The organism is Mesorhizobium vachelliae (assembly GCF_033977325.1).
Lineage (GTDB): Bacteria > Pseudomonadota > Alphaproteobacteria > Rhizobiales > Rhizobiaceae > Mesorhizobium > Mesorhizobium vachelliae.
The window spans coordinates 149,757-172,302 of the sequence record NZ_JAVIIR010000014.1 but is presented as its reverse complement, the minus strand read 5'-3'; the positions used below and the strand labels follow the sequence as shown (position 1 = coordinate 172,302).

Genomic DNA, 22,546 nt, shown 5'->3' with positions numbered 1-22,546 from the left:
GACGCTGCTTTACACAACAAGGCCGATGGGAGGTTCGAATGGGCGAAGCCGTGGAAGGGAAACACCCGCCGCTCGACGTCATCACCATCGGCCGCGCTTCGGTCGACCTCTATGGCCAGCAGATCGGCTCGCGGCTGGAGGACATCACCTCTTTCGCCAAGTCGGTCGGCGGCTGTCCGGCCAATATTTCCGTCGGCACCGCAAGGCTCGGCCTGCGCTCGGCGTTGCTGACGCGCGTCGGCGACGAGCAGATGGGCCGCTTCATCCGCGAGCAGCTCAAGCGTGAGGGCGTCTCTGTCGATGGCTTGAAGACCGACAAGGAGCGGTTGACCGCGCTGGTGCTGCTCTCGGTCGAGAGCGAAGGCGTCTCGCCAATGATCTTTTACCGCTCGGACTGCGCGGACATGGCGCTGGCCGAGGAAGACATCGACGAGGCCTTCATCGCCTCGGCGCGCTCGGTCGTTGTTACCGGCACGCATTTCTCGCGCCCCAATTCCGATGCCGCGCAGCGCAAGGCGATCCACCTGATGAAAGCCAAGGGCGGCAAGGTGGTGTTCGACATCGACTACCGCCCGAATCTCTGGGGCCTTGCCGGCCACGCCGAGGGTTTCGAGCGCTACGTCAAATCCGACCGCGTCTCGGCGCAGCTGAAGACCGTGCTGCCCGATTGCGACCTCATCGTCGGCACCGAAGAAGAGATCATGATAGCGTCTGGCGCCGACGATTGCCTGAGCGCGCTGAAGACGATCCGAGCGCTGTCGTCCGCCACCATCGTGCTGAAGCGTGGCGCCAAGGGCTGCATCGTCTATGACGGGCCGATCAGCGACGACCTCGAGGACGGCATCGTCGGCAAGGGTTTCCCGATCGAGATCTACAATGTGCTGGGCGCCGGCGACGCCTTCATGTCGGGCTTCCTGCGCGGCTGGCTCGGCGGCGAAAGCTTTGCCACCGCCGCCACCTGGGCCAATGCCTGCGGCGCCTTCGCAGTGTCGCGCCTGCTCTGCGCGCCGGAATATCCGACCTTCGACGAGCTACAGTTCTTCCTCAAGCACGGCAGCAAGCATCTGGCGCTGCGCAAGGACGAGGCGATCAACCACATCCATTGGGCGACGACACGGCGGCGCGACATTCCCTCGCTGATGGCTTTAGCCTGCGACCATCGCGTCCAGTTGGAAGATGTCGCGGCGAGGGTCGGCGCCGATGCTTCGCGTATCCCCGATTTCAAGGTGCTGACAGTCAAGGCGGCGGCCAAGGTCGCAGCCGGCCGCGACGGCTACGGCATGCTGATCGACGAGAAATATGGCCGCGACGCGATGTTCGAATTCGCCCGTCACCCCTTCGCCTGGCTCGGCCGGCCGGTCGAATTGCCGGGATCGCGACCGCTGCGCTTCGAATTCTCGCAGGATATCGGCTCGCAGCTCACCGAATGGCCGGTCGACCATTGCATCAAATGCCTGTGCTTCTACCATCCGGACGACCCGCAGGCGCTCAAAGTTGAGCAACAGCAGAAGCTGCGCGCGCTGTTCGAGGCGGCGCGGAAAGTCGGACGGGAACTGCTGGTCGAGATCATCGCCGGCAAGCATGGCAAGCTCGACGACACCACCATTCCACGCGCGCTGGAGGAACTCTATGCGCTGGGCATCAAGCCCGACTGGTGGAAGCTCGAGCCGCAGGCTTCCGCAGGCGCCTGGGCAAAGATCGAACAGGTGATCGTCAAGAACGATCCATGGTGCCGCGGCGTCGTTCTGCTCGGGCTGGAGGCGCCGCAGGACGAGCTGGTCGCGGCGTTTGCCGCCACGAGCAATGCGCCGATCGTCAAGGGATTTGCGGTCGGTCGCACCATCTTCATCAACGCCGCCGAACAATGGCTGGCCGGCAAGATGTCGGATGACGAGGCCATTGCCGACATGGCGGCGCGCTTCGAGCAGCTGACTGAGGCCTGGCTTGCGGCGCGCGGCCGCAAGGCCGCATAAGAAGACCGCTGAAGGATCGCGGAGGAAAGATCATGAGCAAGACAATCCGCCTGACGATGGCGCAGGCGCTGACCCGCTTTCTCAGCCGGCAGATGACCGAGGTCGACGGGAAAAAGGTGCCGATCTTCGGCGGCGTCTGGGCGATCTTCGGCCATGGCAATGTGGCCGGCATCGGCGAGGCGCTCTATCAGGTGCGTGACGAGCTGCCGACCTTCCGCGCCCATAACGAGCAGGCGATGGCGCATGCGGCGATCGCCTATGGCAAGGCGAATTTCCGCCGCCGCTTCATGGCCGCGACCACCTCGATCGGCCCTGGCGCGCTCAACATGGTGACGGCCGCCGCGCTCGCGCATGTGAACCGGTTGCCCGTCCTGTTTCTGCCTGGCGATGTCTTCGCCAACCGCCTGCCCGATCCGGTGCTGCAGCAGGCCGAGGATTTCTCCGACGGCACGGCGAGCGTTAACGACTGCTTCCGCCCGGTATCGCGCTATTTCGACCGCATCACGCGGCCGGAGCAGATCATCCCCGCGCTGAACCGCGCCATGCAGGTGCTGACCGATCCGGCCGAATGCGGCCCGGTCACGCTCTCGCTCTGCCAGGACGTGCAGGCCGAGGCCTATGATTATCCCGAAAGCCTGTTTGCCGAGCGCGTCTGGATACCGCGCCGGCTGCGCCCGGACCGCAACGAGCTGGCGGCCGCGATCGCGGCGCTGAAAGGCGCCAAGAAGCCGCTGGTGATCGCCGGCGGCGGGGTACTCTATTCACAGGCATCGGGTGAGCTCGCCAAGCTGGTGCAGGGCGCCGGCATTCCGGTCTGCGAAACGCAGGGCGGCAAATCCTCGCTGCCGGACGATCATCCGCTCAACATGGCTGCGGTGGGCGTCACCGGCACGTCGGCTGCCAACCGGCTGGCGGAAGAGGCCGATGTCGTGCTTGCCGTCGGCACCAGGCTGCAGGATTTCACCACCGGCTCCTGGGCGCTGTTCAAGAATGCCGGCCGCACCATCATCGGGCTCAACACCCAGGTCTTCGACGCCGGCAAGCATTGGGCGCTGCCGCTGATCGCCGATGCGGCCGAAGGGCTTTCCGAGCTGTCCGCCGCGCTGAAGGGCTGGAAGGTGCCGGCCGCCTGGACCGACAATGCGCTGAAGGGCAAGACGGAATGGCAGGCCGCCGCCGCCAAGGTGACGGCCTCGACCAATGCCGCCTATCCTTCCGACGCGCAGGTGATCGGTGCCGTGCAGCGCGCCATGGGCTCGGGCGTCACCCTGCTGCATGCGGCGGGCGGTCTGCCGGGCGAATTGCACAAGCTGTGGCAGGCCGGCGCGCCGGGCTCCTACCACGCCGAATATGGCTTCTCGACCATGGGCTACGAGATCGCCGGCGGACTCGGCGCCAAGATGGCCAAGCCCGACCAGGAGGTCGTCGTCATGGTCGGCGACGGCTCCTATCTGATGCTCAATTCCGAGATCGCCACTTCGGTGATGCTGGGCCTCAAGCTCACCATCGTGCTGCTCGACAATCGCGGCTATGGCTGCATCAATCGGCTGCAGATGGCGACCGGCGGCGCCAACTTCAACAATCTGCTCAAGGACGCCCGCCACGAGGTTATGCCCGACGTCGACTTCGCCGCGCACGCCGCAAGCATGGGCGCCAATGCCGAGAAGGTGGCCTCGATCGCCGAGTTGGAGACGGCGCTGGCCAAGGCGAAGAAGAACGACAGGACGACGGTGCTGGTCATCGACACCGATCCACTGGTGTCGACCGAGGCCGGCGGCCATTGGTGGGATGTCGCCGTGCCGGAAGTCTCGTCGCGGCCCCAGGTCAACGCCGCGCGCAAGAAATACGAGGAAGCCGTGGGCAGCCGCCAGGGCTGAACCGGCCTCGCAACGAACCGACATTGGAGTAACGACTTGAAAGCCAAACTGGGCATGTCCCCCATCGCGTGGTGGAACGATGATCTGGTGGAATTGAGCGATGACGTGTCGCTGGAGGAGTGCCTGCGCCAGTCGCGCTCGGCGGGCTTCACCGGCATGGAGATGGGCCGCCGCTTCCCGAACGATCCGAAAGTGATGCTGCCGATCCTGAAGGAGGCCGACGTCACACTTTGCGGCGGCTGGTTCTCCGGCACGCTGGTCAATGAGGATCTGGCGACGAACAAGGACCGCATCCAGCCGATGATCGACCTGTTCAAGGCGGTCGACGCGCCTTGCATCGTCTATGGTGAGGTCGGCCGTTCCATCCAGGGCGACCGCTCCAAGCCGCTGGCCACCAAGCCGAAACTTTCAGATGACGAGATGAAGGCCTACGGCCGCCGCGTCACCGAATTCGGTGAATGGTGCGCGGACCAGGGCATGCCGCTGTCCTACCACCATCACATGGCGGCGGTGGTCGAGACCGAGCCGGAGCTCGATTCCTTCATGCGCCATTCCGGCGAAGGCATTCCGCTCTTGCTCGACGCCGGTCACCTCGCCTTTGCCGGCGGCGACGTGCTGCGCGCCATCGACAACCATCACAAGCGCATCAACCATGTCCATGTGAAGGACGTGCGCATGGGCGTGATCGACGGGCTGGACCGCTCGAAACAGTCCTTCCTCGACGCGGTGGCGCTCGGCGCCTTCACGGTGCCTGGCGACGGCTCGCTCGATTTCGGCGCCATCGTCCAGCGCTTCGCCGATCATGGCTATGAAGGCTGGTTCGTGGTCGAGGCCGAGCAGGATCCGAAGAAGAACCCGCCGCTCAAGATGGCCCAAGTCGGCCACAAGGAGCTGATGCGGGTGATGACGGCCGCCGGCTACACGGTGGAGACACAAGGGTTTCCGGCGTAAACGGTGGATTCGCCGGGGCGCGCGGTTTATCCGTTGCGCTTTGGGCAAATCCTGGATTGGCGCGATGAAAGACTATGAGCATCCCTTCTTCCGGCCGTTGTGGCGCCGCATCGCCGTCGTCGAGGTCTGCCTGGTCTGGTCGGTGATCGAGTTCGCTTCTGGCACGCCGTTCTGGGGCGTCATCGCGCTCGGCTTCGCAGGCTACGCGGTGTGGCAGTTCTTTTACCTCTACAAGCCGGCAGAGGAGAACAAGCCTCCGGCCGAGCCGAAGGAATGATCCAAAGGAGCCCCGCATGTCGAAACTGCTCGTCAAGGCCGACAAGGGCCATGGCCACGTCGCTCACGTCACGCCGCAAAGCGCCGGCTGGACCTATGTCGGTTTCGATCTGCATCGGCTTCGTCCGGGCGAGACGGCGTCCGGAAAGACGGGCGAGCGCGAGGTCTGCCTGGTTTTCGTCACCGGCAAGGGCAAGGCTTCTGCCAGCGGCAAGGACCTCGGCCTGCTCGGCGAGCGCATGTCGCCCTTCGAGGGCAAGCCCTGGTCGGTCTATGTGCCGCAAGGCGCCGACTGGTCGGTGACCGCCGACACCGAGCTGGAGCTCGCCGTCTGCTCGGCCCCGGGCTTAGGCGGCGGCCTGCCGGTGCGCGTCATCGGGCCTGACGATCTCGGCCAGGAGGTGCGCGGCAAGGGCACCAACACGCGCTACGTCACCAACATCCTGCCCGAGGGCAAGCCGGCGGATTCGCTGCTGGTGGTCGAGGTCATCACGCCCGGCGGCCATACGTCGAGCTATCCGCCGCACAAGCACGACCAGGACAATCTGCCGGCGGAATCCTACCTCGAGGAGACCTATTACCATCGCCTCAACCCGCCGCAGGGCTTTGCCTTCCAGCGCGTCTACACCGATGCCGACCGCAACGGCGTGCGCGAGCTGGACGAAGCGATGGCGATCGAGGACGGCGATGTCGTGCTGGTGCCCAAGGGCTATCACCCCTGCGCGGCCTGCCACGGCTACGACCTCTATTACCTCAATGTCATGGCCGGGCCGAAGCGGACGTGGAAATTCCACAACGCGGCCGAGCACGAATGGCTGATGAAGGCCTGACCGGGCAGCTTGGCAAAGCCGTTGGTCCAGTACGGAAAAATCGTCGGCTAACAAGCTCCGTGCTGGACTTGCCTTCGAAAACCCATGAAAGCTTCGTCAATCCGTCATGGAAATCACCTATGGCAGCGGGTCTGATGCATGTCGCCGCAAGCGCTCTGGCGTTTTTTGGACCCACGACTTGCCAAAACAATGACTTGAAGCGCGTCGCATGATCCTTCGGGGCGCAGCGCGCTTGACGAGGACCGCCGATGCGCTACGCCATCTACTACACCCCGGCACAGGATGAGCCACTGGCGCGCATTGCCGCCAACTGGCTGGGCCGCGACCCGTTCGGCGCGGCGACGCGGCCGGTCGAGGCCGTGGGCGATCTGTCGGCCGCGGAAGTCGCCTTCCACACCGCCTCCGCCAGGCGTTACGGGTTCCACGCGACGCTGAAGGCGCCGTTCCGGTTAGCGCCGAACGAGACGGAAGCCTCGCTGCGCGCCGCGCTCGACAGGTTCGCCGAGGCGACGCCGCCGGTCGTGATCCCGCGTCTCGTCGTCGGGCAGATCGACGGCTTCTTCGCGCTGGTGCCGGAAACGCGATTTGCGCCGCTCAACCAATTCGCCGGCGAGGTGGTGCGCGCCTTCGATCCGTTCCGCGCGCCGCTCACCGACGCCGAGATCGAGCGCCGCAGCCCCGATGCGCTGAAGCCGGACGAGTTTCGCAACCTCTGCCAATGGGGCTATCCATACGTCTTCGACACATTCCGCTTCCACATGACGCTGTCTGGGCGGGTCGGGCCGCAGGAAAGCCCACGTCTTCGCGCAGCGATCGACGGCCTGTTCGCCGACGTGCTGCGGCAGCCGGTGCCGGTGGATGCGCTGACATTGTTCGTCGAGACCGAGCCGGGCGCCCCGTTCATGGTGCTTTCCCACCATGCGCTTGGCCGTGGCCCGGCCCGCAAGACCGCCTAAGGCGGATCAGCGGAAACGCTGAACCGCCCTATTTCTTTGTTTTTACGCAATTCCGGACGGAAAACCGCAAAGCACTTTTCCTGGAATTGCCCTGATATGACCGCTCGAGACAGGACCACCTGAGATGACCGCCGAAACCGTTCTCACCAATGCCCGCATCGTGCTGCCCGACGAAATCGTCGAGGGCTCGCTTCTGTTGCGCGACGGCCTGATTGCCGCCGTCGAGCCGGGCGCTGCCCACGCCGGCGAGGATATGGGCGGCGACTACATCATCCCGGGGCTTGTCGAGCTGCACACCGACCACCTCGAAGGCCATTACGCGCCGCGCCCGAAAGTGCGCTGGAACCCCATCGCCGCCGTGCTTGCCCATGACGCCCAGGTAGCGACCGCCGGCATCACCACCGTGCTCGACGCCTTGCGCGTCGGCATGGACGAGGACGCCGACCTGAAATCCGACGACGTCCGCAAGCTGGCCGACGCGATCGAGGACAGCGTGCGCCAGGACCGGCTCAGGGCCGACCATTTCATCCACCTGCGCTGCGAGGTCTCGGCGCCGGACTGCCTTGAGGCTTTCGCCAATTTCGAGACCGACGACAGGGTGAAGCTCGCTTCGCTGATGGACCACGCGCCTGGACAGCGCCAGTTCGTCAACCTTGAGACCTATGCCTATTATTACCAGCGTAAGCTGAAGCTGACCGACCGCGACTTCCAGAAATTCTGCGAGAAGCGCATGGGCGAATCGGCACGCAACTCCGGCCCGAACCGCGTCTTCATCTCGGCCGCCTGCCGCGAGCGCGGCATCGTGCTGGCCAGCCATGACGACGCGACCGCCAGCCATGTCGACGAAGCGATCGAGCAGGGCGTGCGCGTGGCCGAGTTCCCGACGACGGAAGAAGCGGCCAAAGCCTCGAAGGCGGCGGGCCTCGGCGTGCTGATGGGCGCGCCGAACGTCATGCGCGGCGCTTCGCATTCCGGCAACGTCTCGGCGCGCACGCTCGCCGCCGACGGCCTGCTCGATATCCTGTCGTCCGACTACATCCCCTTCAGCCTGATCCAGTCGGCCTTCTTCCTCGGCGATGTTGTCGAAGGGATTTCACTGCCGCAGGCGGTCGCCATGGTGTCGAAGAACCCGGCCGAGGCGGTCGGTCTCGCCGACCGCGGCGTCATCGAACCGGGCCGCCGCGCCGACCTAGTGCGCGTGCGCGTGGACGACCATGTGCCGGTCGTGCGCACCGTGTGGCGCCAGGGCCGCCGGGTCGCATGATGGTCTCGGCCCTGATCGAGCGCGAGCTGGCCGAGAGCCTGCCGATCCGCAACGGCGTCTTCGTCGCGGTGGTCGGCCCGAGCGGCGCCGGCAAGGACACGGTGATCGGCTATGCCAAGCAGCACTTTGCCGGCGAGACGCGGCTGGAATTCGTGCGCCGCGTCATCACCAGGCCGAGCGATACGGCAAGCGAGGACCACGACACGCTGGCCGATGCCGCCTTTGCCGAAGCGGAGGCGGACGGCGCCTTCTCGCTGTGCTGGGACGCGCACGGCTTGCGCTATGGCCTGCCGGCCGATGTCGACTGGGCCGTGGCGAACGGCCATGTGGCGGTCGCCAACGTATCGCGCGCGGTCATCCCGGCGCTGCGCGAACGCTACGCGAACCTGGCCGTGGTCGAGATCACCGCCGCGCCGGAGATCCTCGCCGAGCGGCTTGCCGCGCGCGGCCGCGAATCGCGCGGCGAAGTGCTTGCCCGCCTGGCGCGCAGCACCAGCGTCAAGCTGACGGGACCGGACGTGACCTCGATCGACAACAGCGGCGACAAGGAAATCGCCGGCGAACGCTTCGCCGAGGTGCTGCGCAAGGCGATGGCGTTCTCGGACCTGTCGGACATGATTTAGCGCCTTCCCCTTCTCCCCTTGCGGGAGAAGGTGGCCGCGAAGCGGCCGGATGAGGGGTGCTGGAAGGAATGAAGCGCCAGCGGTTGGGCACAACGGTGCTGCCAGGCGAACGCCATCGCCAAGCTGGAACACTCCTCATCCGTCTCGGCGCTTCGCGCCGATCCACCTTCTCCCACAAGGGGAGAAGGGGAAAGCGACGCTTCACTTGTTGAAGTTGGCGATGAATTGCTTGAACTGCGGTGTCGGCGGCCTGGCGAACATTTCCTTCGGCTCGCCGACCGAATCCACCTCGCCCTTGTGCAGGAACATCACCTTGCTCGACACGTCGCGGGCAAAGCCCATTTCATGGGTGACGACCAGCATGGTGCGCCCTTCTTCAGCGAGGGAGCGCATGACGCGCAGCACCTCGCCGACCAGTTCCGGATCGAGCGCGGATGTCGGCTCGTCGAACAGCATCACCTTGGGGTTCATGGCCAGCGCGCGGGCGATGGCCGCACGCTGTTGCTGGCCGCCGGACATATGCGGCGGATAATAGTTGCGGCGCTCCCATATGCCGACGCGCTTCAGCAGCGCCTCGGCCTGCTCCAGGCACTCCGCACGTGGACGCTTCAGCACATGCGTCGGCGCGGCGACGAGGTTTTCCAGCACCGTCATGTGCGACCAAAGATTGAAGCTCTGGAAAACCATGGCGAGGTTGGCGCGGATGCGCTCCACCTGGCGGATATCGGCCGGCATCTGATGACCGTCGCGGCCCCGCTTCATCCGGATAAGCTCGCCGTCCACCCGCACTTCGCCGGAATCCGGGGTTTCCAGGAGATTGATACAGCGCAGCATCGTGCTCTTGCCGGAGCCCGAGGAGCCGAGGATGGATATCACATCGCCCTTGTGGGCTTCGAGCGAAATGCCCTTGAGCACCTCGTGATCGCCAAAACACTTGCGCAGGTCCTTGACGCTGATGGCGGCCGTCTCGTCAGAGGACCGTGCTGCTTTCGTTGCAGCGGCGACATTTGCCGGCATCACAACACCTCCGGGATGGGTTTGACCAGCTGGCTCTGCTCGGGCGGGGGGCGCAGATGCGGCGAAAGCCGGTATTCGACCCAGGCGAACAGCCGGGCGATCGACAGATTGAGCAGCAGGTAGATCACACCGGCGCAGGTCAGCACCTCGATCGGCCGGAACGTGTCGTGCTGGATCTTCTGCGCCGTTCCCATCATCTCCATGATGGTGACCACGGACGCGAGCGCGGTCGCCTTGGTCATGAGGATGATCTCGGTCGAATAGGCCGGCAAGGCGAGCCGCAGCGCGATCGGCAGCGTGACGAGGCGGAAACGGGTGAAGGCCGACATGCCGAACGCCTTGGCCGCCTCGATCTGGCCGACAGGAACAGCCCTAAGCGCGCCGCGGAAAATCTCGCTCTCATAGGCGGCTGTGTTCAAGGCCATGGCGACGATCGTGCAATACATCGGATCGCGCAGGATCGGCCACAGGATCGGGCTGTGGCGAACGAAATCGAACTGGGACAGGCCGAAATAGATCAGGTAGAGCTGCACCAAGAGCGGCGAGCCGCGGAAGATGAAGACATAGGCGCGGGTGAAATATTCGCCGAATTTATAGCCGGAAGCTCGCAGCCAGGTCAGGCCGGTGGCGATGATGAGCCCGAAGGCGATGCCGAAGAACCAGATCTCGAGCGTCAGTGGCAGCGCCTTCAGCACGCTCCACATGGTCGAAAGGTAGAAGTCGAAATCCACCGCCACCTCTCACTTCGGCCGCGTGAAACTGCGCGAGGTGTAACGCTCGGCCCTGTCGAAGATCGGCGTCGAGACCGACGTCATCACCAGATAGAGGATGCCGGCCAGCGTGTAGAAAAGCAGCGAATGATGGGTCGAACGCGCAGCCTTGTTGGCGGTGAGCATCAGCTCGGCGACGCCGGTGACCGAGATCAGCGCCGAATCCTTGATGGTCAATTGCCAGACATTGCCCAGACCCGGCACGGCGAGGCGCAGGACCTGCGGCATGATCACGAGGCGGAACCGCAGCCAAGCCGACATGCCGTAGGCGCGTGCCGCTTCCAGCTCGCCGCGATGGATCGCCAGGAACGACCCGCGAAAAACCTCGGCCTGGTAGGCGCCGGAAATGATGCCGACCGCGAGCACGCCGCCGAGGAAGCTCGGCATGTTCAAGATGTCCGTCGAGCCGATCGATCCGGTCGACCTCGCCACGCCGGTCAGCACCTGGGTGCCGCCATAGTAGAACAGGTAGATGATCAAAAGTTCCGGTTCGCCGCGGAATATGGTGGTGTAGCTCTCGCCGATGAACCGCAATCCGCCGCGCTGCGAGAGCTTGGCCGCCGCGACCAGCGACCCAAGCGTGGCACCGATCAGCATCGAGACGACGGTGACGGCGAGCGTCCAGCCGATACCCCAGAGCAGTTGGACGCCCCAGCCGGCGGCCAACAGCTCATAGGCCGTCGACACCTGGTCCTTGAGATCGTTGAGAAACTCCACTTACGGCTCCTGCGGGCGCCGAGATAGGCATCGACGGCTTGCCTTTGATGCGCTCTCCCAAACCGCCGCGCATTTTCGGGCGACATGCACTTTATCTTGCGCATGTCGTTTCCCCGAAACCGCTAGGCACTTTCGGGCGACATGCACTCAATGCAAAACGGGAGCAGCCTTGGCTGCTCCCGTTGCGACATTACTTGGTAATGTCGATCTTGAACCACTGCATCGAGTATTTCGACACCGAGCCGTCGTCGAGCGCGGCCTTGAGCGCCTTGTTGTAGATGTCCTGCAGGTCCTTGTCGGTCTTGCGGAAGGCAGCACCGATGCCCGGTCCGAGGATCGGACCGCCCTTGAATTGCGGCCCGACGAATTCCAGGTCCTTGGCATCCGGCTTGGCCAGTGTGCCGAGGAAATAGGTGGTGTCGGCGAAAGCGACGTCGATGCGGCCCGCCATCAGGTCGAGATCGTGCTCGTCGGTGGTCTTGTATTCATGGACGTTGGCGACGTCCTTGAGATACTTGTCGGCGAAGGTTGCCTCGGTGGTCGAGACCTGCAGGCCGAGATTCTTGCCCGTGAGCTCCTTGCGCAGCGTGTCGAGCGCCGCCTTGGATTCAGCGTCATCCTTCGACAGGTCGATCATCTTGCCGCTGTTGGACAATTGGGCCAGCGGACCGTTCTTGTCGGCAAGGAAAGCCACCGGCGAGGAGGCATAGGGGATCGAGAAGTCGATCGTCTTCAGGCGCTCCTCGGTGATCGACATGCCATCCATGACGATGTCGAACTTGCCCGCCGTGAGGCCGGGGATGACGCCGTCCCAATCCTGAGCGACGATGTTGCATTCGAGCTTGGCGCGGGCGCAGACGTCGTTGAGGATGTCCACCTCGAAGCCGACGATCTTGCCGCTGGCATCGGTCTGGTTCCAGGGGGCGTAGGAGCCCTCCATGGCGACCGTCACGGTCTTCCAGTCCTTGGCCATTGCCGGGGTCGAGCAGGTCAACGCCAGCGCGGCGAGCGCGATCCAACGTGATGATGTCACGGTAGTTTCTCCCATTTTTGTTCTTGGAACCCTCAGATACCAATTGCTTAGCCCAGCCCCGATTCGCCGACAAGGGCTGTTTTCCGGTTCACGTGTTGTTGCAATCATCGACGAATCTGGACCCGCCCAGCGGCTAAGCCGCGAGCATCGATCCAATCAGGACCGTTGCCTCAGCAGGTCCGAACGGAAAATCGCTACGGATTTTCCTGGGATGCCTTGAGAGTGAGACTATTCCGCCGGCGCGCCCGCAACGTTCTGGCGCGTCGCTTCGATCATGCGGCGCCGGGCGTGGAAGACGCCCCATTGCTGGTCGACCAGCACGCCGATCAGGATCACGCCGCCCATCACCGCGAAGTTGAGCGAGGACGGGATGCCGAGCAGGTTGACGAGATTCTGCAGCTCCTGCAGCAGCACGGTGCCGAGGACGACGCCGACCAGCGAGCCCTCGCCGCCGCGCAGCGAGAAGCCGCCGAGCACCGCCGCGGCGATGGCATAGAGCTCGTAGAACTGGCCGTGGCTCGCCGGCGAGATCGAGCGCGTGTACATGGCGAAATAGATCGCCGACAGCGCCGTCAGCACGCCGCAGATGACATAGGCGGCGATGATGATCCGGCCGGTGCGGATGCCGGAATACTTCGCCGCTTCCTCGTTCTTGCCGATGGCGTAGAGGTAGCGGCCGAACACCGAGCGGTGCAGCACCACCCACATGACGATGGCGATGACGATCAGCGCGATGAATGAGTTCGGCAGGCCGCCCGACCGGCCGGCGGTCAGGAATTCGAGCGTCGGGAAATTCTGCCCGAAGGCGAAGCCCGCCGTGCCGTCGGCGGTGTAGAAGCGCGCCACGCCGCGATAGATCAACAGGCCGCACAGCGTCACCACGAAGGGCTGCAGCTTGAGCCGCGTGATCAGCCAGCCATGCACGAAGCCGATGACGGCGCCGAGCACGAGGATCAGCACGAAGGCCAGCGGCCAGTTCACCTCGCGCACCGCGATGAAGTCGATGAACAGCGTGCCGAGCAAGGCGATCAGAGAGCCGACCGACAATTCGATGCCGCCGGTGATGATGACGAAGGCCTGGCCGATCGACAGGATGCCGAACAGCGCGACGAGGTTGGAGGTGTTGGCGAGGTTGATCGTCGACAGGAAGCGCGGGTTGATGGCCGTCACCACCGCGCCGACCACCAGGATCAGGATCAGCAGGCCGAGATCTTTCTTGCTCATTGCGCTCCTCCCGCCGCTTGCAGCAGTTTCGGCTTCTTGCCGACCGCCAGCAAGAGCACGTTCTCCTGGCTGAAATCGTCTTTGTCGAGGATGCCGGAAATCTGCCCCTCATGCATGACCGCGATGCGGTCCGAGACGCCGATCACCTCTTCCATGTCGCTGGAGATCATCAGCACGGCGACGCCGGCATCGGCCAGCGCCCGCATCAGTCCGTAGATCTCGGCCTTGGCGCCGATGTCGATGCCGCGCGTCGGCTCGTCGAGGATCATCACCTTGGGGTTCATCGCCAGCCACTTGGCCAGGACCACCTTCTGCTGGTTGCCGCCCGACAGCGTGCCGGTGCGGGTCAGCACCGACGGCGCCTTGATGCCGAGGTTCTTCTTTTGCTTTTCTGCCGTCTCCAGCTCGGCACTGGCCGAGACCAGCGAGCGCCTGGCATGGGCCGGCAGGTTGGGCAGCGAGATATTCTGCGCAATCGAGAGATCGAGCAATATGCCGGTCAGCTTGCGGTCCTCCGGCACCAGGAAGATGCCGTTCGCCACCGCATCGGCGGCCGAGCCGACATTGAGCGGCTTGCCGTCGAGCGTCACGCTGCCGGCCAGCCGCTCGTCGATGCCGAACAGCACGCGCGCCAACTCCGTGCGGCCGGAGCCGACCAGGCCCGCGAGGCCGAGTATCTCTGCGCGCCTCAGCTCGATGCTGACCGGCCGATCCGGATAAGTGCTGGTGCGGATGGCATCCGCCGACAGGGCGACGCTGCCCGGCGCGCGGGCGGCTTCGCCGGCCTTCTCGCGCTCCTTCAGCATGCGGCCGATCATCAGCCTGACCATCTCGTCGTGATTGATCTGATCTTTCGCCAGCGTGCCGGCCAGCGTGCCGTCGCGCAGCACCACGACACGATCGGCGACGCGCTCGATCTCATGCAGCCGGTGCGAGATGAAGATGACGCTGATACCTTCCGCCTTGAGGCCCTTGATGACGTCGAGCAGTTTCTCGGTCTCGGCGATCGGCAGGCTGGAGGTCGGCTCGTCGAGGATCACGAGGCGGGCCTTGATCGACAGCGCCTTGGCGATCTCGACCATCTGCTGCTGTGCCAGCGACAGCGACGCCACCGGCGCGTCGGCCGAGAAATTGGCGCCGACACGCTTCAGGAGCGGCGCCACCATCTCGCGCAGCTTGGCGCGGTCGACCAGCCTCAGCGGCCCGGCGCGCAGCGGCTCGCGGCCGAAGAAGATGTTGGCGGCGACGTCGAGGTTTTCGAAGAGGTTCAATTCCTGGTGCACGAAGGCGATGCCGGAGCCGATGCTCTGCTCGACGGTCAATCCATCATGCGCCGCGCCATCGACGGTGATGGTGCCGCTGTCCGGCCGCGTCACGCCGCCGAGGATCTTCATCAGCGTCGACTTGCCGGCGCCGTTTTCGCCGACCAGGCCGATGACCTCGCCGGGCCGGACCTCCATCGAGAACCTGTCCAGCGCGACAACGCCCGGATAGGTCTTGCGCACGGCATCCAGGCCCAGAAACGGAGCGGTGTCGGGGTGAGTGGTGTCGGTAGAGGTCATCGCGCCTAAGTTTACCGCAGGGGGTAACAGCCGGTGGCCACAGACTGACGGGCCTCGGCCGGCCCGTCAATACGAACGCCGGCCCAAGGCAAACCCTTGAGCCGGCGCAACTGTGCTGGACTTACTTGCCCGCCATCGCCTTGAGGTTGGCGGCGTAAGCGTCGACATCATCCTTGCCGATGATCTTGGTCGGGATGATGATCAGGTTGTTGGCCGGAATGCCGGACTTGTCGCCCTTGAGATAGGCGGCCATCAGCTTCATACCCTGATAGGCCCATTCGAACGGCTGCTGCACCACGGTCGCGGCCACGGTGCCTTCCTTGACGCCGCCCAGCGTGATCGGATCGTCGTCGAAGCCGACGACGGTGATCTGGCCGAGCTTTCCGGCGTCGCGCAGCGCTTCATAGATGCGCGGCGTGTTATAGGAGTAGAAGCCGACCATGCAGGTGATGTCGGGGCTGGCGACCAGCGCGTCCTCGACATTCTTCTTGGCGCGCGCCTGGTCGATGTCGTCGCCGCGCACGTCGACCAGCTCAATCTTGCTGCCGGCGAGCCCGTCCTTCATGCCCTGGATGCGCTCCTTGGCGTTGTCGGCGCCGAGCAGACCGACGAAGCCCAGGCACTTGCCGCCGTTGGGCATCGCCTTCTTGGCGATCTCGGCGGCCTGCTTGCCGGCATCGACGTTGGACGAGCCGATATAGGCGACGCGCTTGGTCTGCGGCGCATCGGAGTCGGTGGTGAACAGCGCGGTTTGCGACGCGATCTTGTTCAGCCCGTCGGTCGAGGTCTTGGGATCGACGGCCGAGACCATGATGCCCTTGACGCCTGCCGTCACTAGGTCGTCCATCAGCCGCTGCTGGATGGCGACCGAGGATTGTTCCGGATATTTGAGCTCGAGATTGTAGTCGGGCAACTCGCCCTGCGCCTTCTTCACGCCAGCTTCCGCCGCCTTCCAGAAGTCTGACGCGCCGTTGACGACGAAGGCCAGCGTCGGCTTGTCGTCGGCGCGGGCAACCGCTGTGGCCGCAAGCCCGACAACCAGGGCCGCCGCGGCGACAGATGCATTACGGATCATGGATTTCATAGTTCAACCTCCCTTGTAGAACTTGCCTTGTAGAACTCGTCGCCGATGTCTCGGCCGCGGCCTGGATAACCCTCCTCCTCAAGGGTGCGGCGCAAAGGTCCGCCGACTTAAGAACGGTGCCGATCCGGCCGCGGTCGAGACACTAGACACTCATGTGGCTTTCGTAAATAGTCCGATTTGTCTGACATTTTCGTGAGAATGGACCCGAGCCCAGACCGGCGAAGCCGCCGGTTTTCATGCAAGCGTCCCTCGCACCTGTCGCCACCGAACGGAGACGACGAGTTGACAGTAGAACGCTAACGGCTATTAGTAAAGAGTATTAGTTATGAAGCCGGGGCGCGTATTTTCGAAGCGGAGGAGACGCTGGTCGAAGGGCGCGCCGGGAGTGAGGAGAACGAGCGCGGCAAGGCTTGCAGCCGTGCCGAAGATACAGGAATTGTCAGCACTGTTGACCTTGTCTGACCGGTTTCGTCGCGAAGCGGTGCAGCCGGTGATTTGCCCAACGCGCTTGCTAATATGTATTAGTCTGGTGCAATCTCGATAAACGCGCCGACCTCGACCATCTTGCCGTTGCCGTCGGCCTTTGCTTTAGAGCCGGCTGGGTTTGGGAAACGATCATGAGCGAACCGACGGAACTCAGCGATTCTCCCGGGGCTTCCAGGCGCCGCAAGCCTGCCGCCAAGCCCAAGGGGCGTGTCACCATGACCGACATCGCGCGCGCCGCCGGCTGCTCGCAGGCGACGGTGTCGTTCGTGCTCAACAATTCGCCGGGCATCAGGCTGTCGCAGCAGACACGCGACCGTGTGATCGAGGCAGCCCGGGCGCTGGGTTATTCGCCGCCGGTCTTTTCGGCGCTCCGGCCGCCCGTGACGCCGTTCGAAGGCCTGGACGGCGTCATCGGCTTCGCGGTCGACCAGCTCGCCACCAGCCCCGAGGCGGTGGTCGCCATCGAGGGCGCGCGGCAGGCCTCGTGGAATGCCGGCAATGTGCTTCTGGTGGCGCAGACCATGGGCGACGCGGTGATGGAGCCGCGCGCGATTTCCGCGCTGACGAGGCGCGGCATCTCGGCGCTGATCTACATGACCATCTTCACCCGCGAGATCGCCGCGCCGGATTTCCTCTACAGCCTCGACATCCCGGTGATCCTGCTCAACTGCTACACCGCCGACTATGCCTTCCCGGCCGTGGTTCCCTCCGAGATCGCCGGCGGCCAGAGCGCGACAAGGCATCTGATCAGTCATGGCCATCGCCGCATCGCCACCATCACGGGCGAGCCCTGGATGCAGGCCGCTCAAGATCGGCTGAAAGGCTATCGCCGCGCTCTGGCCACGGCCGATATCCCGTTCGATCCCGAGCTGGTGGTCGAGGGCGACTGGTCGGCCAGCGCCGGCTACGCCGCGACGGTCAAGCTGCTCGGGCTCAAGGAGCGGCCCACCGCCATCTTCTGCCAGAACGACCGCACCGCGATCGGCTGCTACGAGGCGCTGAAGGAAGCCGGCCTGCACATACCGCAGGACATTTCCGTGGTCGGCTATGACGACGAGGAGATCGCCCGCCATCTCTTCCCGCCGCTGACCACCTCTATCCTGCCGCATCTGGCAATGGGTCAATGGGCGATCGAGCAGTTGGAGACGCCGCCGACGCCCGGCCGCGGACGGTACCCCATCACCAAGCTGGAGTGCCCGCTGGTGGAGCGGGAGTCGGTCGCAGACGCGAAGGGATGAGCATACCCTGAGGTTACCTCTTCAAACCTCGTGGTGTATTGACATTGTATTGACAGTCGCTAGATATCTTGTCCTGACACAGGAGAACTTCGATGGCGCAGTCCGGTCATGCTGGCGGCAATCACGACTCAGCACGCAAGGATGACGTGATTCAGATCCGCGCTTCGGCGGGAACGAAGGCTATTCTCAACCGAGCCGCGAGTTTGCGCGGGCAGAAGCTTTCGGAGTTCATGCTGGACAGTGCCCGCAAGCAGGCCGAGGAGACCATCCTCGACCAGCGAGCCTTCTTTCTCGATACTGACGCGCACGAGGAATTTCTTGACCTGCTTGATGCTCCGAACAAACCGTCGGAGGAGCTGCGCACCCGTATGACGCGTAAGCCTGCCTGGGAGCGCTGATGCCTGCAGAGCAATCGGGAGGATTGCGAGTCCGCGCTCCGGAACGCCTGACCATCAGCCACGACGTTTCCGAATTTCACAACGGCAAGCATCCCTCGCTTGATGACTGGCTGCGAAATCGGGCCATGGTTGGCGAAGGACTGTCCGCCCGAACCTATGTCGTCTGTGACGCGGGCAAGGGAGATCGCGTCGTCGGCTACTATGCGATCTCCACGGCGATGGAAGAACGGATCGCGCTGCCAAGCGCAAAGCTGCGGCGTGGCATGCCCGACCAAGTGCCCTTGCTCCTGATCGGTCGCCTTGCGGTCGATCAGACGTTCCAGGGGATAGGACTCGGAGGAGACCTGCTTTCGGACGCCTTGCGGCGGTGCCTCGCTGTCTCGAACATTGCCGGAGTCCGTGCCGTAGTTGCGCATGCTGTCGACGATGCCGCTGTAGGTTTCTATCAACGGCACGGCTTCCTTGCGTCTCCGTTGGGTGAGCGAGTCATGCTGCTGCCGATCGAGACTGTGCAGGCGTTATTCTCGGGCATTTGAGCCCTGATCCATCAGTCAGTGTGAGATCGCCCACATAAACATTCGGGCGCGCCACGATATCCTTGCTCCGGCAACGAGATCACCCGGCCTATGCAGCAATTGCGCCGTCGTTTAGCTTAGGCTCATCAATGAGAGGCTCAGATGACGTCCACCTTCACCGTCCATGCAGCATCCGGTTATGAGCAATTGATGGGACGCTGGAGCCGCAGGCTCGCGCCCAAGTTCATCGACTTCGCCGGTCTGGCCGGCGGCGAAAAAATCCTCGATGTCGGCTGCGGCACCGGGAGTCTCACCTTCGAGCTGGCAAGGTCGGCCGAGCTTGCGGAGATCCAGGCCATCGACTTTTCGCCGGTGTTCGTCGAGGCGGCGAGGCAACGCAACAGCGATCCGCGTATCACTATCGGCCAGGCCGACGCCATGGCGCTGCCGTTCGCCGATCATGCTTTCGACCGCGCGCTGGCGCTGCTGGTGCTGCACTTCGTGCCGGAAGCCGGCAAAGCGGTGGCCGAGATGCGCCGCGTGGTGCGGCCGGGCGGCGTGGTCGCGGCCGTGGTCTGGGACCACTATGGCGGCATGACCGGCATGCGCATGATAATCGATACGATGGCGGCGCTCGGCGAAAGCGGGCGCCAGATGCGCAGCCGCTATTGCTTCCAGCCGATGATGCAGCCTGGCGAGATGAAGCGCACCTTTGTCGAGCAGGGTCTCGTCGACGTCACCGAGGCCGAGCTGATGATCCGCATGGACTACGCGGATTTCAACGACTTCTGGGCGCCGATCGGCGCCGGCGAAGGCCCGCTCGGCAGATATATGACCACGCTGGACGCGGCCGAGCAGAAGCGCATCGAGGCCGCCGTCCGCGATGCCTATCAGGCCGGCCGGCCCGATGGGCCGCGATCCTTCGCCAATGTCGCCTGGGCCTGTCGCGGCATCGTGCCTTGAAATTCACGTCGAGCGTGTAGAATCGCTGAGCCGGCAAGGCGTCAGTTGCCGACGGCGGTCGCGGCATTGATCTCCCAGCCGTCGACCCAGACCTGCCGCAGCCGGTCGCCTTCGCCCTTGAACCACAGGCCCGCCGGCCGGCAGTGCTCGATGCGGTCGCTGCGGAAATTGCGGATGGCCTGGCGCAGTTCGCACCAGGCGACGATGTTGGCGGTCTCGGCATAATAGATCAGCGCGACCGGACGGATGATGCGGTCGGTCGTCCGTCCCGCCTCGTCGCGATAGGAGAGGTCGAGCTTCTCCTCGTCGCGGATGGCGCGGCGGACCAGCGCGAGGTCGACGGCGGCGGACGGCGGCGCAAAGCCGTTGGCGTCGAGCGTCTGCCGCAAAGGCGGCGGCACGGCGCCGGCGATCTTGGCGCCGACGCGTTTCGCGGCCTGCTTGAGCTCCTCGTCGCCGGTGCGCTCGAGCAAGGCCAGCGACAGCACGATCGCCTCCATCTCCTCGATGGAAAACATCAGCGGCGGCAGGTCGAAACCGGGGCGCAGGATATAGCCGATGCCGCGCCCGCCCTCGATCGGCACGCGCATCGCCTGCAGGGCGGCGATGTCGCGATAGACCGAGCGAACCGTCACCTCCAGCCGCTCGGCGATCGCCGCCGCCGTCACCGGGCTCTTGGCCAGACGCAGGATCTGGATGATCTCGAACAGGCGCGAGGCCTTGCGCATTTTTCCATCCGACGGAAACGCAACTGACACACCCTCGTCAGTTGGGATGACCTATAGGGCCGCCTACCGGCTTGAAAATCAACAGATTCCTTTTCGCCCGCGCCGGCGCGGCAACAGGCAACTGACATGAGCTACAGCGAAAACCTCTGGCTGTTCTTCATGCTTCTGTTCGGCATCATCGCCGTACCGGGCATGGACATGCTGTTCGTGCTGGCCAATGCGCTGACCGGCGGCAGCAACCGCGGCCTGGCGGCGACCGCCGGGATCATGCTGGGCGGGGCGGTGCACACACTGAACGGAGCGATCGGTGTCGGCCTGCTCATGCATTTCGTGCCAATGCTGTTCACACCGCTCTTGGTCGCAGGCGCCGCCTACATGGCCTATATCGGCATTTCGCTGATGCGCAGCTCGATCACCGTCGCCGATGACGGGCCTACGGGCAGCCGCTCGGCCTGGAAGGCGTTTCGCCAGGGGTTGGTCACCTGCCTGATCAATCCGAAGGCCTATCTCTTCATCCTTGCCGTCTATCCGCAATTCCTGAAGCCGGCTTACGGTCCGATCTGGATGCAGGCGACCATCATGGGATTGCTGACGGTCGCCACGCAGGCCGCGATCTATGGCGGACTTGCCGTTACGGCGGGGCGCAGCCGGGGACTGCTGGTCGACAATCCGCAAGCGACCATATTTGCCGGCCGCGCAGCAGGGCTGCTGCTGTTTGCCGTTTCGATATTCACCGCCTGGGAAGGGTTGAGGGCGGCGTGATCGCCGCCCTCGCTTTCCCGCTCAGGCCGCGCCCTGACGGGTCGCGAGCATCTCGCGCTTCACCGACCGGCGCCATTCGACGGCGCCGGCGAGGCCGTGCAGCACGGTCTCGGTGGTCGCCCAGTCGATGCAGCCATCGGTGATGCTCTGGCCGTAGGCGAGCGGCTTGCCGGGCACGACATCCTGCCGGCCGGCGACGAGATTGCTCTCGATCATGACGCCGATGATGCGCTCGTCGCCCGCCGCGACCTGGCCGGCCACGTCATGCGCGACCTTCGGCTGGTTTTCCGGCTTCTTGGCGCTGTTGGCGTGGCTGACATCGATCATCAGCCGCGGCGCGACGCCGATGCGGGCGAGCTCGGCAGCGGCGGCCTCGACGCTTGCGGCGTCATAGTTCGGCGTGATGCCGCCGCGCAGGATGACATGGCAATCCTCGTTGCCGGTGGTCGCTGCGATGGCACTGCGGCCGCCCTTGGTTACCGCCATGAAATGATGCGGCTGGGCGGCCGACTTCACCGCCTCGCCGGCGATCCGAAGATTGCCGTCGGTGCCGTTCTTGAAGCCGACCGGGCAGGAAAGGCCCGAGGCCAGCTCGCGATGGATCTGGCTTTCGGTGGTGCGCGCGCCGATGGCGCCCCAGGCGACGAGGTCGGCGATGTATTGCGGCGTCGTCATGTCGAGGAATTCGGTCGCGGCCGGCAGGCCGAGATTGTTGACGGCCGAGAGCACGTTGCGCGCCATGCGCAAGCCCTTGTCGATGTTGAAGCTGCCATCGAGGTCGGGATCGTTGATGAGACCCTTCCAGCCGACCGTGGTGCGCGGCTTCTCAAAATAGACGCGCATGACGATCTCGAGCCGGTCGGCCAGGGCCTCGCGCAGCGCCGCCAGACGGCTGGCGTAGTCCACGGCGGCGACCGGATCGTGGATGGAACAAGGGCCGACGATGACTACCAGTCGATCGTCGGCCCCCGTGAGGATGGAATGGATGGCGTTGCGCGAGGCGGCAACGGTACGCGTCGCCGTGAGCGAGCGCGGTATCTCGCGCATCACGTCGTCCGGCGTGCTCAGGACCTTGAGTTCCTTGACCCGAAGGTCGTCTGTGGTGGTCAACACGGCTTTCTGCTCCTGTTTAGGAGACCTGCCGGCTGAAACAAAAAAGCCGCCAGGTCTGGCGGCTTGTCGGATTTTGATCTGGAGTTTTTCAGATCGAGCGCAATCCTCCCGCCGCCAGCGAGCTACCGTAGCTAAAGTACCAAAACGAGGCGGTCAGGTGGATCATGCGGGTCATATAGTGGAAGC

General features: G+C 64.5%; 23 protein-coding genes. 14 read left to right on the top strand and 9 right to left on the bottom strand.

From position 1 onward, the window contains the following. Window positions 1-38: 38 nt before the first annotated feature. The 9 genes from RFM41_RS26230 to phnN all read left to right on the top strand — a co-directional run bounded on the left by RFM41_RS26230 (window position 39) and on the right by phnN (window position 8,750). Complete coding sequence (locus tag RFM41_RS26230; RefSeq protein WP_320252037.1) at window positions 39-1,973, top strand: bifunctional 5-dehydro-2-deoxygluconokinase/5-dehydro-2-deoxyphosphogluconate aldolase; 1,935 nt, start codon at window positions 39-41, stop codon at window positions 1,971-1,973. Window positions 1,974-2,005: 32 nt separating this feature from the next. Beyond that, entirely contained in the window at window positions 2,006-3,850 is a 1,845-nt protein-coding gene (gene iolD / locus RFM41_RS26225) for a 3D-(3,5/4)-trihydroxycyclohexane-1,2-dione acylhydrolase (decyclizing) (protein WP_320252039.1), read from the top strand. Between the two features lie 36 nt (window positions 3,851-3,886). After that, window positions 3,887-4,801: a myo-inosose-2 dehydratase gene (gene iolE / locus RFM41_RS26220; protein ID WP_320252042.1), complete on the top strand. Its 915-nt coding sequence runs from the start codon at window positions 3,887-3,889 to the stop codon at window positions 4,799-4,801. A gap of 64 nt (window positions 4,802-4,865) precedes the next feature. Continuing rightward, entirely contained in the window at window positions 4,866-5,078 is a 213-nt protein-coding gene (locus RFM41_RS26215) for a DUF3329 domain-containing protein (protein ID WP_320252044.1), read from the top strand. 16 nt (window positions 5,079-5,094) lie between these two features. Then, on the top strand, window positions 5,095-5,907 hold the full coding sequence (gene iolB / locus RFM41_RS26210; RefSeq protein WP_320252046.1) for a 5-deoxy-glucuronate isomerase: 813 nt from the start codon (window positions 5,095-5,097) through the stop codon (window positions 5,905-5,907). Beyond that, window positions 5,889-6,119: a hypothetical protein gene (locus RFM41_RS26205; protein ID WP_320252048.1), complete on the top strand. Its 231-nt coding sequence runs from the start codon at window positions 5,889-5,891 to the stop codon at window positions 6,117-6,119. Before iolB ends, RFM41_RS26205 begins: the two co-directional genes overlap by 19 nt. Before the next feature lie 36 nt (window positions 6,120-6,155). Next, window positions 6,156-6,863, top strand: coding sequence for a DUF1045 domain-containing protein (locus tag RFM41_RS26200; RefSeq protein WP_320252049.1), 708 nt, complete (start codon window positions 6,156-6,158; stop codon window positions 6,861-6,863). A gap of 124 nt (window positions 6,864-6,987) precedes the next feature. Next, complete coding sequence (locus RFM41_RS26195; protein WP_320252050.1) at window positions 6,988-8,127, top strand: alpha-D-ribose 1-methylphosphonate 5-triphosphate diphosphatase; 1,140 nt, start codon at window positions 6,988-6,990, stop codon at window positions 8,125-8,127. Next, window positions 8,124-8,750: a phosphonate metabolism protein/1,5-bisphosphokinase (PRPP-forming) PhnN gene (phnN, locus tag RFM41_RS26190; protein ID WP_320252051.1), complete on the top strand. Its 627-nt coding sequence runs from the start codon at window positions 8,124-8,126 to the stop codon at window positions 8,748-8,750. The genes RFM41_RS26195 and phnN overlap by 4 nt, the downstream gene beginning before the upstream one ends. 201 nt (window positions 8,751-8,951) lie before the next feature. On the opposite strand, the gene RFM41_RS26185 is transcribed toward phnN, so the two are convergent. The 7 genes from RFM41_RS26185 to RFM41_RS26155 form a co-directional block, all read right to left on the bottom strand. Then, window positions 8,952-9,767, bottom strand: a complete 816-nt coding sequence (locus RFM41_RS26185) for an ABC transporter ATP-binding protein (protein ID WP_320252053.1) — start codon at window positions 9,765-9,767, stop codon at window positions 8,952-8,954. Further along, complete coding sequence (locus RFM41_RS26180; protein WP_320319308.1) at window positions 9,767-10,498, bottom strand: ABC transporter permease; 732 nt, start codon at window positions 10,496-10,498, stop codon at window positions 9,767-9,769. The genes RFM41_RS26185 and RFM41_RS26180 overlap by 1 nt, the downstream gene beginning before the upstream one ends. 9 nt (window positions 10,499-10,507) lie before the next feature. After that, entirely contained in the window at window positions 10,508-11,254 is a 747-nt protein-coding gene (locus RFM41_RS26175; protein ID WP_320252056.1) for an ABC transporter permease, read from the bottom strand. Between the two features lie 190 nt (window positions 11,255-11,444). Continuing rightward, entirely contained in the window at window positions 11,445-12,287 is an 843-nt protein-coding gene (locus RFM41_RS26170) for a transporter substrate-binding domain-containing protein (protein WP_320252058.1), read from the bottom strand. A gap of 228 nt (window positions 12,288-12,515) precedes the next feature. Further along, on the bottom strand, window positions 12,516-13,511 hold the full coding sequence (locus RFM41_RS26165) for an ABC transporter permease (RefSeq protein ID WP_320252060.1): 996 nt from the start codon (window positions 13,509-13,511) through the stop codon (window positions 12,516-12,518). Further along, window positions 13,508-15,073, bottom strand: a complete 1,566-nt coding sequence (locus tag RFM41_RS26160; protein ID WP_320252062.1) for a sugar ABC transporter ATP-binding protein — start codon at window positions 15,071-15,073, stop codon at window positions 13,508-13,510. Before RFM41_RS26160 ends, RFM41_RS26165 begins: the two co-directional genes overlap by 4 nt. A 121-nt stretch (window positions 15,074-15,194) precedes the next feature. Then, window positions 15,195-16,157, bottom strand: a complete 963-nt coding sequence (locus tag RFM41_RS26155; RefSeq protein ID WP_320252063.1) for a sugar-binding protein — start codon at window positions 16,155-16,157, stop codon at window positions 15,195-15,197. 617 nt (window positions 16,158-16,774) lie between these two features. Between RFM41_RS26155 and RFM41_RS26150 the strand changes: the two genes are divergently transcribed. The 4 genes from RFM41_RS26150 to RFM41_RS26135 all read left to right on the top strand — a co-directional run bounded on the left by RFM41_RS26150 (window position 16,775) and on the right by RFM41_RS26135 (window position 19,757). Then, entirely contained in the window at window positions 16,775-17,881 is a 1,107-nt protein-coding gene (locus RFM41_RS26150) for a LacI family DNA-binding transcriptional regulator (protein ID WP_320252064.1), read from the top strand. A 92-nt stretch (window positions 17,882-17,973) separates the two neighbouring features. Further along, on the top strand, window positions 17,974-18,279 hold the full coding sequence (locus tag RFM41_RS26145) for a type II toxin-antitoxin system TacA family antitoxin (RefSeq protein ID WP_320252065.1): 306 nt from the start codon (window positions 17,974-17,976) through the stop codon (window positions 18,277-18,279). Beyond that, window positions 18,279-18,815 (top strand): GNAT family N-acetyltransferase, encoded by a 537-nt coding sequence (locus RFM41_RS26140; RefSeq protein WP_320252067.1) that lies wholly within the window; start codon window positions 18,279-18,281, stop codon window positions 18,813-18,815. Before RFM41_RS26145 ends, RFM41_RS26140 begins: the two co-directional genes overlap by 1 nt. A gap of 141 nt (window positions 18,816-18,956) precedes the next feature. Beyond that, window positions 18,957-19,757: a class I SAM-dependent methyltransferase gene (locus RFM41_RS26135; RefSeq protein WP_320252069.1), complete on the top strand. Its 801-nt coding sequence runs from the start codon at window positions 18,957-18,959 to the stop codon at window positions 19,755-19,757. Between the two features lie 41 nt (window positions 19,758-19,798). On the opposite strand, the gene RFM41_RS26130 is transcribed toward RFM41_RS26135, so the two are convergent. Further along, entirely contained in the window at window positions 19,799-20,485 is a 687-nt protein-coding gene (locus tag RFM41_RS26130; protein WP_320252071.1) for a helix-turn-helix transcriptional regulator, read from the bottom strand. Window positions 20,486-20,611: 126 nt separating this feature from the next. On the opposite strand from RFM41_RS26130, the gene RFM41_RS26125 reads away from it, so the two are divergent. Next, window positions 20,612-21,247, top strand: a complete 636-nt coding sequence (locus RFM41_RS26125; protein ID WP_320252074.1) for a LysE family translocator — start codon at window positions 20,612-20,614, stop codon at window positions 21,245-21,247. A gap of 21 nt (window positions 21,248-21,268) precedes the next feature. On the opposite strand, the gene RFM41_RS26120 is transcribed toward RFM41_RS26125, so the two are convergent. Continuing rightward, complete coding sequence (locus tag RFM41_RS26120) at window positions 21,269-22,360, bottom strand: 3-deoxy-7-phosphoheptulonate synthase (protein ID WP_320252076.1); 1,092 nt, start codon at window positions 22,358-22,360, stop codon at window positions 21,269-21,271. Between the last annotated feature and the right edge of the window lie 186 nt (window positions 22,361-22,546).